The organism is Streptomyces sp. NPDC054975 (assembly GCF_053609105.1).
Genome location: NZ_JBSGWV010000026.1, coordinates 59,460 through 73,507, shown reverse-complemented (window position 1 = coordinate 73,507; position 14,048 = coordinate 59,460). Strand labels below are relative to the sequence as shown.

The 14,048-nt window shown below is 73.0% G+C and carries 10 protein-coding genes; 3 read left to right on the top strand and 7 right to left on the bottom strand.

From position 1 onward, the window contains the following. The 5 genes from ACWF79_RS22465 to ACWF79_RS22445 all read right to left on the bottom strand — a co-directional run. Positions 1-481, bottom strand: a 481-nt coding sequence (locus ACWF79_RS22465) for an ATP-binding protein (RefSeq protein ID WP_453729922.1), incomplete at its 3' end; no start/stop codon positions are given. Positions 482-575: 94 nt separating this feature from the next. Beyond that, the gene (locus ACWF79_RS22460) at positions 576-2,597 is read right to left on the bottom strand and encodes a calcium-binding protein (RefSeq protein ID WP_453729905.1); all 2,022 of its coding nucleotides are present in this window, start codon (positions 2,595-2,597) and stop codon (positions 576-578) included. A 124-nt stretch (positions 2,598-2,721) separates the two neighbouring features. Continuing rightward, the gene (locus ACWF79_RS22455; protein WP_453729904.1) at positions 2,722-4,464 is read right to left on the bottom strand and encodes a pyruvate dehydrogenase; all 1,743 of its coding nucleotides are present in this window, start codon (positions 4,462-4,464) and stop codon (positions 2,722-2,724) included. Between the two features lie 27 nt (positions 4,465-4,491). After that, positions 4,492-5,988, bottom strand: coding sequence for a protein phosphatase 2C domain-containing protein (locus ACWF79_RS22450; RefSeq protein ID WP_453729903.1), 1,497 nt, complete (start codon positions 5,986-5,988; stop codon positions 4,492-4,494). A 108-nt stretch (positions 5,989-6,096) separates the two neighbouring features. After that, positions 6,097-9,861, bottom strand: a complete 3,765-nt coding sequence (locus ACWF79_RS22445; RefSeq protein ID WP_453729902.1) for a S8 family peptidase — start codon at positions 9,859-9,861, stop codon at positions 6,097-6,099. A 234-nt stretch (positions 9,862-10,095) separates the two neighbouring features. Between ACWF79_RS22445 and ACWF79_RS22440 the strand changes: the two genes are divergently transcribed. The 3 genes from ACWF79_RS22440 (at position 10,096) to ACWF79_RS22430 (ending at position 12,230) form a co-directional block, all read left to right on the top strand. Beyond that, positions 10,096-11,079, top strand: a complete 984-nt coding sequence (locus tag ACWF79_RS22440; RefSeq protein ID WP_453729901.1) for a helix-turn-helix domain-containing protein — start codon at positions 10,096-10,098, stop codon at positions 11,077-11,079. Positions 11,080-11,254: 175 nt separating this feature from the next. Beyond that, complete coding sequence (locus ACWF79_RS22435) at positions 11,255-11,737, top strand: DUF456 domain-containing protein (RefSeq protein WP_453729900.1); 483 nt, start codon at positions 11,255-11,257, stop codon at positions 11,735-11,737. 79 nt (positions 11,738-11,816) lie between these two features. Next, the gene (locus ACWF79_RS22430) at positions 11,817-12,230 is read left to right on the top strand and encodes a PPOX class F420-dependent oxidoreductase (RefSeq protein WP_453729899.1); all 414 of its coding nucleotides are present in this window, start codon (positions 11,817-11,819) and stop codon (positions 12,228-12,230) included. Here ACWF79_RS22430 and ACWF79_RS22425 read toward each other — a convergent pair. Next, positions 12,202-12,642 carry an N-acetyltransferase family protein gene (locus tag ACWF79_RS22425; RefSeq protein ID WP_453729898.1) on the bottom strand — a complete coding sequence of 147 codons (441 nt, stop codon included), beginning with the start codon at positions 12,640-12,642 and terminating at the stop codon, positions 12,202-12,204. The genes ACWF79_RS22430 and ACWF79_RS22425 overlap by 29 nt on opposite strands. A gap of 4 nt (positions 12,643-12,646) precedes the next feature. Next, positions 12,647-14,032: a bifunctional transcriptional activator/DNA repair enzyme AdaA gene (locus tag ACWF79_RS22420; protein ID WP_453729897.1), complete on the bottom strand. Its 1,386-nt coding sequence runs from the start codon at positions 14,030-14,032 to the stop codon at positions 12,647-12,649. Positions 14,033-14,048: the final 16 nt, after the last annotated feature.

Genomic DNA, 14,048 nt, shown 5'->3' with positions numbered 1-14,048 from the left:
GGCTTTGACGGCCTCTACTACCGTCGGGGCCTGGTGTTACCCGTTTGGGGTCTGACGCGGCCCCGCCGTTCAGTTCGAACCACACCACCTTGCCCACGCCGTGGTCCTCGACTCCCCAGGAGTCGGCCAGTTCCTGGACCAGGATGAGCCCCCGGCCGTGCGTACCGTCGTCGGCGGGCGGTACGTGCGGCTCGGGGGGACCGGAGAGGCCTGCGACGAAGTCGCGTACTTCGACCCGGAGGCTGTCGGGCACCACGGTCGCGGTCACCACCGCGCCGTGGTCGGTATGGATCAGCGCGTTCGTGACGAGTTCGCTGGTGAGCAGCTCCGCCACGTCCGAGGCACCCGGTTCGCCCCACGCTCTCAGCATCCTGCGCAGCGCGTGGCGCACCTCCGGCACCGCGGTGAGATCGGCGCATCCCACCTTTCTGAGCAGTTGAGTCGGCTGTCGTGCCTCCCCGGCCATATCCCCCACCCACATGTCGGTACACATCTCCTCGAACAGGCTCACGGGGATGCATGCCCCACCGACCGTCGCGCATTCATGCCGGAGCGTCACCGCACGGAGGGATGTCCTACGGGCAGCTGTTGCGGACGTCGCCGGTGTCGGTCGAGCAGGTGTCGAAGCCGATGCCTCCGTACGCCTGGTCGTTGCCGTTGACGCCGTCCCGGGTGTCGAGGTTGTCGTTGCCCGCGTCGCCGTTGAGGCGGTCGTTGCCGCTCTGGCCGATCAGCCGGTCACCGCCGTTGCCGCCGTTGGCCACGTCGTTGCCGGGACCGGCGTGGACGGTGTCGTTGCCGCCGCCTCCGTTGATGGTGTCGTTGCCGCTGAGGGCGCAGATCACGTCGTTGCCGAAGGTGCCGGTGAGCGTCTCGCCGGTGCTCCTGCCGATGATCGTGCAGCCGCGGGCGTTGTTCACCGAGGTGCTCGCGGTGGCGGTGTTGTCGGCCGGAACCGGGTCGGTCTCGGTCGCCGCCGTCGTCACCCGGTCGGTCAGGGTGCCGGTGGCCCGGGGTTCGGCGACCACCGTGACGGTGGCGGAGGCGCCCGGGGCGATGGTCCCGAGGCCGCAGTTCACGGTGGTGGCGCTCACGGCGCAGGGGCCGCCCTGGCTGGGCGTCGCCGTCAGGAGAGTGCCGGAGGCGCCGGTGAGGGTGTCGGAGACGGAGACCCCGGTGGCGGCGGTGGTCGTGCTCCTGTTGGTCACCCGGACCGTGTACGTGGCCTGGTCACCGATGCTGATCGTGGCGGGTCCGGTCTTGGTGACCGACAGGTCCACGGTGGGCGGCGGAGGCGTACCGCTGACCGAGTAGCGGGCCACCGCGTGGTTGTCGCTGCCGTTGCCGGCGACGACGATCTTGCCGTCGGACTGCAGGTCGACCGCCCAGCCCTCGTCCCAGTTGCCCTCGAAGTCGGTGGTCACCCGGCCGTCACCACCGCCGAAGCCGGTGTCCAGGGAGCCGTCCGTGTCGAAGCGGGCGAGTGCGAAGTCGCCGTTGGCGGCGCCCGCGACGACGATCTTGTCGTCGTCCTGCAGCGCCATGTCGTGGCCCGCCGCGCCGTTTCCGCCGAAGCCGGTGGTCACGGTGCCGTCCCCGCCGAAGGTCGGGTCCAGGTTGCCGTTCCCGTCGTAGCGGGCCACCGCGAACTGGGCGCCGACGCCGTCACCGTGGGTCCCGGCGGCGACGATCTTGCCACCGGCCGCGAGCGCCACGCCCTCGGCCGAGACGCCGAACGGGGTCGCCACCTGGCCGTTGTCGCCGAAGGTCGCGTCCCGCCCCCCGTACTCCATGTAGAGGCGCACCAAGCCGAATCCGGCGGGGCTGGAGCCGGCCGCGATGATCGTCTCGCCGCCGTACACGGCCAGGGAGTGGATCGCCGAGTTGCCGCCCTCGAAGGGGAAGACGGCCTTGCCCGAGTTGTCGTCGCCGAAGGTGTCCAGGCTGCCGGAGGGGGTGAGGCGGGTCACCATGGCGTCGCCGCCGTAGGCCCCGCCGATGAGGATGTTGTCGTCGGTCCCCATCAGCACCGCGTAGCCGACGGTGGGGACGGTCTCCCCGAACGTGGTGGCGACCTTGCCGTCACCGTCGAAGGTGCTGTCCAGGGAGCCGTCCGTGTTGTAGCGGGCCGCCGCCAGCTGGGGCCAGCCGTCGGGGGTGTCGGTGCGGCCCACCGCGACGATCTTGCCGGAGCCGGTCAGCGTCAGGGCGTGGGCCTCGTCGTTGGTGAACTCGCCGAAGTCGGTGAAGACGATGCCGTCGCCGCCGCCGAAGGTCGTGTCCAGGCTGCCGTTGGCGTTGTAGCGCACCAGGACGAAGTCGTTCGGCCCGTCGAAGTTGAAGCCCATGCCGAGCGTGACGATCTTGCCGTCCGGCTGGACCACCACGTCCTGGGCGTACTCGACGGCGGCCACGTCGGTGATGACCTTGCCGTCGCCGCTGAAGGTGAGGTCCAGATCGCCGGGAGCGGCGGTCGCCACTCCGGGCAGGCCCACGACGAGCGCGAGGGCCGCGGCTCCGACGGCGGCCACGGCGCGCCGGGCCCGGCGCGAGGGGGAGATGCGCCTGACCTGGCGCGAGGGGGGATACAGAGGCATGAGCGGACACTCCGTCTGTCGGTGCTGGGGCCCACAGCTTTCTGTGGCATAGGCCTCTTCGCGGCCCCGGCATGACGGTGCTGCGCCCACTGGACCTCTGGGTTCCACCCCCAGGAGTGAGCCCTCAGGGCCGGGGCACGTTGCGCAGGTTGGAACGGGCCATCTGGAGCATCCGGCCGACGCCGCCGTCCAGGACGATCTTGCCGGCGGAGAGCGCGAACCCGGACACCATCTCGCGGCTGATCTTCGGGGGGATCGAGAGGGCGTTGGGGTCGGTGACGATGTCGACCAGGGCCGGGCCCTTGTGCTTGAAGGCGTCCTTGAGGGCGCCCGCGAGCTGCTTGGGCTTCTCCACGCGCACGCCGTAGGCCCCGGCCGCGCGGGCGACGGCGGCGAAGTCGGGGTTGTGGTTGCTCGTGCCGTACGAGGGGAGGCCTGACACCAGCATCTCCAACTCGACCATGCCGAGCGAGGAGTTGTTGAAAAGAACGATCTTCACCGGGAGGTCGTACTGGACGAGCGTGAGGAAGTCCCCCATCAGCATGGAGAATCCGCCGTCGCCGGACATCGAGATCACCTGCCGGCGGCGGTCCGTGAACTGCGCGCCGATGGCCTGCGGCAGGGCGTTGGCCATCGAGCCGTGCGAGAAGGAGCCGATGATGCGACGACGGCCGTTGGGGGTGATGTAGCGCGCGGCCCACACGTTGCACATGCCGGTGTCGACGGTGAACACCGCGTCGTCGTCGGCGAGTTCGTCCAGGACGGCGGCGACGTACTCCGGGTGGATCGGCACGTGCTTCTCGACCTTGCGGGTGTACGCCTTGACGACCCCTTCGAGCGCGTCGGCGTGCTTCTTCAGCATCTTGTCGAGGAAGCGGCGGTCCGTCTTCGCCCGCACGCGCGGCGTGAGGCAGCGCAGCGTCTCCCGTACGTCGCCCCAGACCGCCAGGTCCAGCTTGGAGCGCCGCCCCAGGCGCTCGGGCCGGACGTCCACCTGGACGATCTTGACGTCGTCCGGCAGGAAGGCGTTGTACGGGAAGTCCGTGCCGAGCAGGATCAGCAGATCGCACTCGTGGGTGGCCTCGTAGGCCGCTCCGTAGCCGAGCAGGCCGCTCATTCCGACGTCGAACGGGTTGTCGTACTGGATCCACTCCTTGCCGCGCAGCGCGTGCCCGACCGGCGCCTTGACGCGCTCGGCGAACTGCATCACCTCCGGGTGCGCCCCGGCCGTGCCGCTGCCGCAGAACAGCGTCACCCGATCGGCCTCGTCGACCAGCCTCGCCAGCGCGTCGATCTCGGCGTCACCCGGACGGACGGTGGGCCGGGAGGTGACGAGGGCGGTCTGCCACGCCGAATCAGGGGCGGGCTGCGAGGCGATGTCGCCCGGAAGCGACACGACGCTCACACCGCTCTGCCCGACGGCGTGCTGAATGGCCGTCTGAAGCAGGCGGGGCATCTGCTTCGGATGGGAGATCAGCTCGTTGTAGTGGCTGCACTCGGTGAAGAGCCGGTCGGGGTGCGTCTCCTGGAAGTAGCCGAGGCCGATCTCGCTGGAGGGGATGTGCGAGGCGAGCGCGAGGACCGGGGCCATCGAGCGGTGCGCGTCGTACAGGCCGTTGATCAGGTGCAGGTTGCCCGGGCCGCAGGAGCCGGCGCACGCCGCGAGACGGCCGGTGATCTGCGCCTCGGCCCCGGCGGCGAAGGCGGCGACCTCCTCGTGCCGGACCTGGACCCAGTCGATGTCGGGCGTACGGCGGATGGCGTCGACGACGGGGTTCAGGCTGTCGCCCACGACGCCGTACAGACGTTGGACGCCCGCCCGGACGAGGATGTCGACGAACTGTTCTGCGACGTTCTGTTTGGCCATGGGTCCATCAACCCATGGGGCGGACCGTTACGCCTCCCAGACGGCCACCCCTGTACGGTCGTCGGCGTACCCCTTCACCCGCAGCTGCGTGTCGGCGAGGTAGGCCGCGAGCCCGGGTGGCTCGGCGGAAGCCCAGCGCTCCGCGAGCTCCTTGGCGAGGGCGGGCTCGCCCCGGATCGGCTCGGCGAGACCGTTCGAGGCGAGGAGGAGGGTGTCGCCGGGACGGGCGACGGAGGCGCGGAAGCGGAACGGTTCGGCGGGCGGCGCGGGCGGGTCCGCCCAGCCGGCGGCGGCAGGGTCCCCGGCGGAGGGCGCGCCGGGTGGCCCGGGCACGCCGAGCCTCATGGTCTGGCGGTCGCCCTCGGGCGTCTCCGACGGCGGGGAGCCGAAGCCGACGACCGGGGCGCCGCTCAGCGCGGTGCTCTCCGGGAGCAGCGGCTCGATGTCCTGCCAGGCGCCGTCGCGGAGCCGGAAGAGGCCGCCCGCGCCGACGCCGAAGAAGACCCGGGTGCGGCAGTCGGGGTCGGCGGAGAGCAGCAGGCAGCGCAGGCTCGCCGTGTACTCACCGGGTTCCACGGCCAGTTCGGCGGCTCGGGCGCGCAGCTTGCCGTACGTACGGTCCGTGAGCCGGTGCAGCCCGGACTTCAGGTCGCCGCGGCGGCCGGAGCGGATGTCCTCGGAGAGCCGGGCATGACTGCGGCCGACGGCCTCGCCGATCCAGCGGCAGGCGTCGGCGGCGGCCAGGTGCGCGGCCTCGGCGGCGCGGGCGCCGCTCGCCACGGCGACGAGGACGAGCGCGGCCTCCTCGTGGCCGAACCGGACGGTGAGCAGGGCGTCCCTGCGGGGTTCACCGCGGTAGCGGGCGGAGTCGCCGCGTTGCGAGGCGGCGCGCAGGGTGTACGAGCCGTAGCGCGCGCCGTCGAGGACGGTGTCGGCGACGAGCCCGCCGAGCTCCCCCGGGCGGGCCACGGGCAGCGCGGTCGGCTCGGCCTCGTACGTGGGCGGACGGTTGCCGATGTGCGCGGTGCGGGGGCGGGGCAGGGGCGGCGGAGGGGGTTCCTCCGGCGTGGGCGTGTCGACGAGCGTGGCGTCCGCGTCGGAGCCCGGGGGCGGGCCGTCGGCGGGCGGGGCCTGCGGGTGCGGTGGAGGCGCTGGGAACGAGCGCGGTCCCCCGCCGGACGGGGATCCTGGACCCGAGCCCGCGCCCGAGCCGGGGTCGAGGGACAGGTCGAGATCGAGATCGAGGTCGGCCTCGGGCCCGGGGTCGGGGCCGTCGAGGGGCTCCCAGGGGGCCCGGGGCGGCCGGGGCGCTCGCGGCGCGACCGGCGGCGGCTCCGGGGCCGCGGCTACCGGCGGCGCCGTACCGGGCCGGGTGGTGCCCGCCCTCGGTGATCCTTCGTCCGTCGTCGCGCGGGACGCGGAGTCGAAGCGGTCGTCGAGCGTGTCGCCCGTGGTCGTCGGGGCCGTGTCCGGCGCCGACTCGTCGTAGAGCTTGTCCCACCAGTGGTCCCCCTGCTGAGTCATGCCCTTATTGTCCACCGCACAGGCCGTCAGAAAACGGGACATGACGAAAAAGAGGTCCGCCGGACGACCCCACCCCCCACGGGAAGGACGCCCGGCGGACCGGCGTGATCAGCGCACGTCGTAAGCGCGGACCACGGTCTGGGTGACGGAGTTGCCCTGGGCGTCCGTCAGTCCGGTCTTCAGCGTGACCGGCTTGCCGGACGCGCCCGTGTGGTTCACGGTCGCCGTCCAGATGCCGTCCCGCCGCGTGACCTGCGCCTCCGTCCAGGTCGTGCCTCCGTCGTAGGAGTACGAGAGCTGGGCCGAGGTGAGAGCGGCGGGGGTGTGGCCCGCGTGACCCGTAGCGGTGAGGCCGATGTGCTGGCCGTCGGTCGCGGCGAGCGTCTTCAGTCCGTCCTCCGGCAGGGTGTACCGGGGAAAGAGAATCGGGATGCCTTGAGAGTAGACGCTCTCGTCAAGCTCGGAGGTGAATTTCCATACCGAGGTGACAGATGTGGAGCGGTTCCACACCTTGCTGCCGATCTTCATGGTGTTCTGTTCGAGCGTGTACGTACCGCGCTCGGACGGGACTTCGAAGACCCCGAACGGCCATCCGGTCTCCCCGAGCAGCTCGCCGTCCCTGCTCAACCGGAGGTTGCCGATGTCCCCGAAGGATCCCGGCTGGGAGTAGTGGGTGTGGTCGCCCCACATGGAGTTGGCGAAGCCTATGAGGTTCCCCTGTCGTTCGGCGACGAGAACCGGCTTGCCGGTCGCGTCCTGCGGGGCGGTCGGGGCGACGACGCCGTCGTACCAGCGCTCGGTCCGCTTCTCCCCGGCCTTGTACGCGTGCTCGGCCCCGATCATGAACTCGCCGAACGGGAAGCTGGAGGACAGCATCTGGTCCCACCGGGTGTCGCCGGCCGTGTAGTACTCGGTCCGGGTGCCGGGCGCCGGGACCGGCTCGATGGCGCCGAAGGAGACGGCCGTGCCGTCCGGCCGGCGGGCGGCGGCGTTGTCGATGAAGTCGGTGGCGACGCCCATGGAGCCGTAGGTCGACTCGGTACGGCCCAGTTGGGCGTCGCGGACCCGGTAGGACGTGTCGTCCCGTATCTGGCCCGACTCGGGGAACGCGAGGTTGTAGAGGTAGGGGCTCCGCGCGGTGGCCTTCCAGGTGAGGGTGACCTCGCCGGCGGAGAGCTTGCCGAGCAGCGTCGCGGCCTCGGCCGAGGGGACGGCGAGGACCGGGAATCCGGCTCCCGTGAAGCCGGCGGTCGGGTACCAGCGCGCGGTCGAGGTGCGGTGGGCGAGGACGGCGACGGCTCCGGCGGCCTTGGCGTCACGGGCGACGGTGCCGACGTTGGTCGAGGTGTCCGGGAGCCGGACCAGGGCGATCCCGCCCTTGACGCCGGCCGCCGTCAGCTCGCCGGGGGTGCCGGTGCCCGCGTCGACGAGCCGGGCGGAGCCGGTGCCGTCGAGGTTGTCGGAGCCGAGGGAGCCGGTGACCGGGTGCAGGACGGTGCCGTCCGTCGTCCTCAGGGAGGCGATCTGGGGGGCCGCGGTGCGCCAGTAGCTGCCGAACTCGAAGTCGCCGTCTTCGGCGCGGCCTTCGACCGAGGCGTAGTAGCCGCGGATCGAGCGGGTGCCCGCCGCCGATCCGGCGTGCAGCCAGGTGTCGTCCCAGGAGCGGGAGAACGCCAGGGTGGTGCCGCGCTGCTCACCGGGCTTGTCGGTGCGCACCGACAGCTTGTGGGCCCTGCGGGCGTCGAGGGCGACGGTGGTGTCCTTCTCCACCTCGATCTGTGGGCGGGCCAGGTAGGTGAGCGAGTCGTTCAGCGTGGCGCCCTCGCCCGCGTCGGGGGTGGCGACGAAGGAGCTGAGGAAGTAGCTGCCCGGCCGCACCTGGAAGACCTGGTCGGTGGAGCCCTCGTTGAAGCGGCGCTCGCCGCTCGCGGTGTCGGTGCCGATGAGGTCCAGGGACGACGGGCCGTCGGCGGGCCTGCCCTGACGGTCGATCAACTTGACGCGCAGGGTGACCGTTTCGGGCTGGATGTAGAGGGAGAACGGCGTGGAGACGCGGACGCCGCCGCGGCCGGTGGCGACGATCCGCCCGGTGACGTCGCCGTACTGGGCGCGCTCCAGGTGGGCGGCCGGGTCCAGGTCGAGCGGGACCTCGGCGGTCGCGCCGGCCGGGACGGTGACGGTGCGCTTGGCGAGCCGGGCGACGGAGGACCGGATGCGCGAGCCGTCGTTGCCGGTGACCTTCTCGACGGCGAGCGTCAGGGTGACCGCCTGGTCGGAGGTGTTGGTGTACGGGACGGCCACCGATGTGCGATCACTCTTGTCCTGGGGCCAGTTGAAGGTGCCGCCCTGGACGGCGTCGGCGCCGAGGACCGTCTGGTCGATGGCGGCCCTGACGTCGAGCCGGCCGCCGCCGACCTCGCGTACGTCGCCGGGGACGGAACTCTCGGCGGACGAGACGAGCGCCGCCTTGATCGCTTGCGCCGTCCAGTCGGGGTGGCGCTGCTTGACGATGGCGGCGGCGCCCGCGACGTGCGGGGCGGCCATCGACGTACCGGACATGGCCTGGTAGGCGTACACGCCCCGGCCGCCGACCGCGGCGGCGGAGATGCCGACGCCGGGGGCGGCGATCTCCGGCTTCAGGGTGTGGTTGACGATCGTCGGGCCGCGGCTGGAGAAGTACGCGGTGGAGTCGTCGCGGTCGGTGGCGCCGACGGTCAGGACGTCGGCGGCGCAGCCGGGCGAGGAGACCGTGTTGAGCGTCGGCCCGGAGTTGCCGGCGGCGACGACGAACAACGTGCCCTTGTTCTGGGCGAGTTCCTGGGCGGCGACGCTCATCGGGTCGGTGCAGTCGGTCGGTTGGGCGCTGCCGAGGCTCATGGAGACGACGTCGGCGCCCTGCCCGACGGCCCACTCCATGCCGGCGATGATCCAGGAGGCGGCGCCGGAGCCCTGGTCGCCCAGCACCTTGCCGTTGAGGAGTTCCGCGCCGGGCGCGACGCCCTTCTTCCTGCCGCCGCTCGCCGCGCCGGAGCCGCCGACGGTGGAGAGGGTGTGGGTGCCGTGGCCGCCGCGGTCCTCGGCGGTGTCGGAGTCCGTGAAGTTCTCCGAGGCGGTGATCCGGCCCTTGAGGTCGGGGTGCTGGGTGTCGGCGCCGGTGTCGAGGACGGCGACCTTGGTGCCGGTGCCGTCGAAGCCGGCGGCCCAGGCCTCGGGGGCGTGGACCTGCTGGGTCGAACGCTCCAGGGTGGCCTGGACCTTGCGGTCGAGCCAGAGCTTCTTGAGCCCGGAGGCGGACCGCGCGGTCGGGCCGTTCACATCGGCCCAGAAGACGGCGGCCTGCTTCTTGTCGGCCTTGAGGGCGACGCCGTCGACGGCCTTGAGGACCTGGCCTCGCCGGGCTCCGCGCGGGGTGGCCGGGACGGTACGGGCGACGTCGGAGCCGTAGACGGCGATGAGGGGCAGCGTCTTGGTGCCGGCGTCGTCGTAGCCCTGCCGGATCAGGCCGGTGACGTTGAAGAGCTCCTCGTCGACGCGGTCGGCGGCGAGGGCGGCGGTGGCGTCCTCGGGGTAGACGTACAGGTCCTGGCCCGAGCGGCGGGTCTGGACGAAGGGCACGGTCCCGTCCTCGCGGGGCAGCGCGGTGGCGGCCGGGTTCCCGGCGGCGTCGCGGCTGACGAGGACCTGGTCACCGGTGACCAGGGTGACGGTGGCGGTCCGTTCCCCGGCGCGGGCCCCGTGGGCCTCGCTGCCGACCAGCGGTCGATTGCCGGCCGGGTCGTCCTGCGGCGCGGCGGCCGTGGACGGCGCGACCGCGGTGACGGCCAGGACGGCGGCGGTCGCCGCCCCCAGGGCCGTACGCGAAATCGGGCGCATCGCTCTCCCCATCTGATTCCGGAGCAAGGGCACGCGAAAGCCCCGCGCCCGGAGGCTGTTGGTGCTGCGGTGGCGCCACATTGGCAGAGGTGAGGGTGGTACAGGGATGATGGGCGCGGCGGGAATGCGCCGTGGCCGATTCCCGCCAGGGCACCAACGGAACGAATGCGTCCGGTGAAGGTCCGGGGAATGTCCCGGGACGTCCCAGGACGGCCGGTGAGGGGTGGGGCAGCGATGCTGGGAGCGATAGGTCTCGACGAACGGCAGGAATCCGCGTACCGCGCGCTGGTCGCGCTGGGCGCGGCCGAGGTGACGGATCTGGCGCACCGGCTCGCCCTGCCGGAGTCGGACACCGAGCGGGCGCTGCGCCGCCTCGAGTCGCAGGGGCTCGCCGCGCAGTCCTCGGCGCGCACCGGGCGGTGGGTCGCGGCGCCGCCGGGGGTGGCCCTGGGTGCGCTGCTCACGCAGCAGCGGCACGAGCTGGAGCAGGCGGAGCTGGCGGCGGCGCTGCTGGCGGCGGAGTACCGCGCGGAGGCGGCGGAGCCGGCGGTGCACGACCTGGTGGAGGTGGTGACCGGCGCGAGCGCGGTCACGCATCGCTTCCTCCAGCTCCAGCTGGGCGCGACGGAGGAGGTCTGCGCGCTGGTCACGGGGAAGCCGATCGCGGTGACCGGCATGGAGAACGACGCGGAGGAGCTGGCGGCCGGGCGGGGCGTGCACTACCGGGTGGTGGTCGAGCGGGAGGTCCTGTCGCTGCCGTCCGGGATCGTCGAGCTGTCGGCGGCGCTCGGCCGGGACGAGGAGATCCGGGTCGTGGACCGGGTCCCGACGAAGCTGGTGGTCGCGGACCGGGCCCTGGCGATGGTCCCGCTGACCGGCCGGGGGGCGGAGCCGGCGGCGCTGGTGGTGCACGCGAGCGGGCTCCTGGAGTCCCTGATGGGGCTCTTCGAGGCGGTCTGGCGCGACGCGCTGCCGCTGCGGCTCGGCGCGGGCGCGCAGGTCACGGAGACGGAGGCGCCGGGTCCGGACGCGACGGACCTGGAGGTCCTCTCCCTGCTCCTGGCCGGCATGACGGACGCGAGCGTGGCGAAACAGCTGGACCTGGGCCTGCGCACGGTCCAGCGCCGGGTGAAGGGCCTGATGGAGCTGACGGGCGTGACGACGCGCCTCCAGCTGGGCTGGCACGCGTACGAGAAGGGGTGGGTGGCCCGGGGGTAAGGGCGGGGGCCTGGAGGGCCGGGGCTCACGGGCGGGCGCGGCCGGGGCCTCGGCGGGGCGGCTCGCGGGCGGGCGCGGCGGGGCGGGCCTGGCGCCGTACCGAAGGAGGCCGGACCGTCCCCCCGTACGTACGCTGCGACCTGCGGGCAGATCAGGGGTCCTGCACGCTGGGCAGATGGGTGTGTGGCAGCTGTTGCTCGTCGCGATGGTGATGCTGCTCGGCCTGTTCGGGGTCATGGCTCCCGGCGTGCCGGGGCCGTGGCTGGTGTGGGCGGCCATGCTCTGGTGGTCGCTGAACGAGCAGAGCGGGCTCGCCTGGATCCTGCTCGTCGCCTCGACCGCGCTGCTCCTGCTCACCCAGGTGGTCGTATGGCTGCTGCCGCAGCGCCGGATCCGGGGCGTCGGCATCACCCGGCGGATGGTGACGTACGCCGGAGTCGGCGCCTTCCTCGGCTTCTTCCTGGTCCCCGTGCTCGGCGCGATCCCCGGTTTCATCGGCGGGATCTACCTCTCCGAGCGGCTCCGCCTGGGCGGCCACGGCCAGGCCAGGGCGTCCACGCGCACGGTGATGCGGGCGGCGGGGAGGAGCATCCTCGTCGAGCTCTTCGCCTGCCTGCTGATCCTCGGCGCGTGGGTGGGCGCGCTGATCTGGGGCTGAGGACCTAGGACCACAGCCCGCCCCGGCCTCGGTCGGAGCGCCGATGCGGGCGGCGGGGTCGGCGCGCGATGCTGGCCGGATGAGGGACTTCGAGGGCTTCAGCGACGCCGAACTCGCCTATCTCCGGACGCAGCGGCTCGCCCGGATGGCCACGGTCGACCCCACGGGCCAGCCCCAGGCCAACCCGGTCGGCTTCTTCCCGCAGGCGGACGGCACCGTCCTGGTCGGCGGGCTCGCCATGGGCCGCTCGAAGAAGTGGCGCAACCTCCGGGCGAACCCCAAGGTGGCCCTGGTCGTCGACGACCTGGCGAGCGTACGGCCCTGGCGGGTGCGCGGGGTGGAGATCCGGGGCGTGGCCGAGCTCCTGGTCGAAAACCACGAGCTCGGCCCGCACTTCAGCGAGGAGGTCATCCGGATCCACCCCCGCCGGATCCACAGCTGGGGCCTTGCCGAGACCTCCGCGGCTACTTCGGAAGATCGATCTGGTACCTGATGAAGCCCGTGTCGCGGGCGACCTTGTCGTACAGGTGGCGCGCGGTGGTGTTGGACGCCTGGGTGTTCCAGTAGACCCGGTCGCAGCCCTGTTCCCGCGCCCACTCCGTCACGGCGGCGATCAGGGCGCGCGCCACGCCCTTGCCGCGCGCCTCGGGGTCGGTGAAGAGGTCCTGGAGGTAGCAGACGTCCGGCCCCGAGGTGCTGGGGTGGACGAAGAAGTGGGTGAGGCCGACGACTCGGCCGTCGAGCCGGGCCACGCGCGCGTGGAGCCGGGTGCCGTCCTGGAAGGCGTTCCAGGCCCGCTCGTACATCGCGTCGGGCTCGCTGCGGCCGTAGAAGTCGATGTAGGCGCGGAAGAGACGCTCCCAGGCGTCGCGGTCGCCGGGGACGAGCAGGTCTGTGCTGATCATGGGCTCATTGTGCCGGTACGGCCGCGAGCTCCAGGTACCGGTGGGCGTACGAGCGCCAGGGCCGCCATGTCCCGGAGCGGGCGGCGTCGCCCTCGGGGGCCACGTCCGGGTCGCCGAGGGCGCGCATCCGGATGAGGGCGGCGTGGGAGGCCGTGACGCCGGTGACGGCGCTCAGGGCGCGCTCCGCCTCGTCGCGGTCGGCGCCCGGGTCGAGGCGTACGGCCCCGGCGGCGAGCGCGGCGGCGAGCGGGCCGGCCTCGGGGTGGGCGGTGAGCGCGGCGGGCTCGGGGAAGAGGTGGGTGAGCGTGCCGCAGGCGTTGTCCAGGGGTGTGCCGTGGGCCTGGACGAGGCGGGCCGCCTCGTCGGGACCGGCCACGGTCCTGAGCGCGAACTCCTCGGGGTCGGCCGCGCCCGGCGACCGTACGCCGGGGCGGGCGGCGACCCGCGCGGCGAGGACGGGGTCGGCGCCGAGGTGTTCGGCGACGGCGTAGGGGTCGGCGTCCAGGTCGAGGAGGCGGCGCAGCCGCTGGACGGCGGTGGTGAGGTCCCGCAGGTCGGTGAGGTGGATCCGGGCCTCCAGCCAGGGCCCGGCGGAGCGCTCGTCGACGGAGGCGAGGCCGGTGCCGTACGGGAGGCGGAGCGTACGGCGGTAGGTGCGGGCGCCGGGGTCGCCGAGCACCTCCTCGACGCCGGGAAGGGCCTCTGCGGCGAGCAGGTCGAAGACCTCCCGGGCGGCGTACGGGCCCCGGTGGGCGAGCCGCAGCGGCACGCCGGCGGCGAGCGCGGTACGGGGCCCGGCGCCGGTTCCGGCCTCGCCGCGCAGTTCGGTGGGGGTACGGGCGTAGATGCGGCGGATGGTGTCGTTGAACTGGCGCACGCTGGCGAAGCCGGACGCGAAGGCGATCTCGGTGACGGGCAGCCCGGTGGTCTGCAGGAGCAGCCGGGCGGTGTGGGCGCGCTGGGCGCGGGCGAGGGCGACGGGGCCCGCGCCCAGCTCGGCGGTGAGCTGGCGCTGCACCTGGCGGGCGCTGTAGCCGAGCCGTCCGGCGAGGCCGGGCACGCCCTCGCGGTCGACGACGCCGTCCCCGATCATCCGCATGGCGCGGCCGGCGACGTCGGCGCGGACGTTCCACTCGGCCGAGCCGGGCACGGCGTCCGGGCGGCAGCGCCGACAGGCACGGAAGCCGTGGCCCTGAGCGGCGGCGGCCGTCGGGAAGAACGTGACGTTCTTGCGCTTGGGCGTGACGGCGGGGCAGCTGGGCCGGCAGTAGATCCCGGTCGTCTCGACGGCGAAGAAGAACGCGCCGTCGAACCGTGCGTCCCGACTGCTGACCGCCTCGTACCGACGATCCTCGCCGCTGCCCTGACCGGTGTCGTCCTGTTCCCTCACGCCCTCCAGTGTGAGC

What these genes read in the sequence shown, in the direction of transcription:
- ACWF79_RS22460 (WP_453729905.1), bottom strand. Translation starts at nt 2,597, where the DNA reads ATGCCTCTGTATCCCCCCTCGCGCCAGGTCAGGCGCATCTCCCCCTCG.
- ACWF79_RS22455 (WP_453729904.1), bottom strand. Translation starts at nt 4,464, where the DNA reads ATGGCCAAACAGAACGTCGCAGAACAGTTCGTCGACATCCTCGTCCGG.
- ACWF79_RS22450 (WP_453729903.1), bottom strand. Translation starts at nt 5,988, where the DNA reads ATGACTCAGCAGGGGGACCACTGGTGGGACAAGCTCTACGACGAGTCG.
- ACWF79_RS22445 (WP_453729902.1), bottom strand. Translation starts at nt 9,861, where the DNA reads ATGCGCCCGATTTCGCGTACGGCCCTGGGGGCGGCGACCGCCGCCGTC.
- ACWF79_RS22440 (WP_453729901.1), top strand. Translation starts at nt 10,096, where the DNA reads ATGCTGGGAGCGATAGGTCTCGACGAACGGCAGGAATCCGCGTACCGC.
- ACWF79_RS22435 (WP_453729900.1), top strand. Translation starts at nt 11,255, where the DNA reads ATGGGTGTGTGGCAGCTGTTGCTCGTCGCGATGGTGATGCTGCTCGGC.
- ACWF79_RS22430 (WP_453729899.1), top strand. Translation starts at nt 11,817, where the DNA reads ATGAGGGACTTCGAGGGCTTCAGCGACGCCGAACTCGCCTATCTCCGG.
- ACWF79_RS22425 (WP_453729898.1), bottom strand. Translation starts at nt 12,642, where the DNA reads ATGATCAGCACAGACCTGCTCGTCCCCGGCGACCGCGACGCCTGGGAG.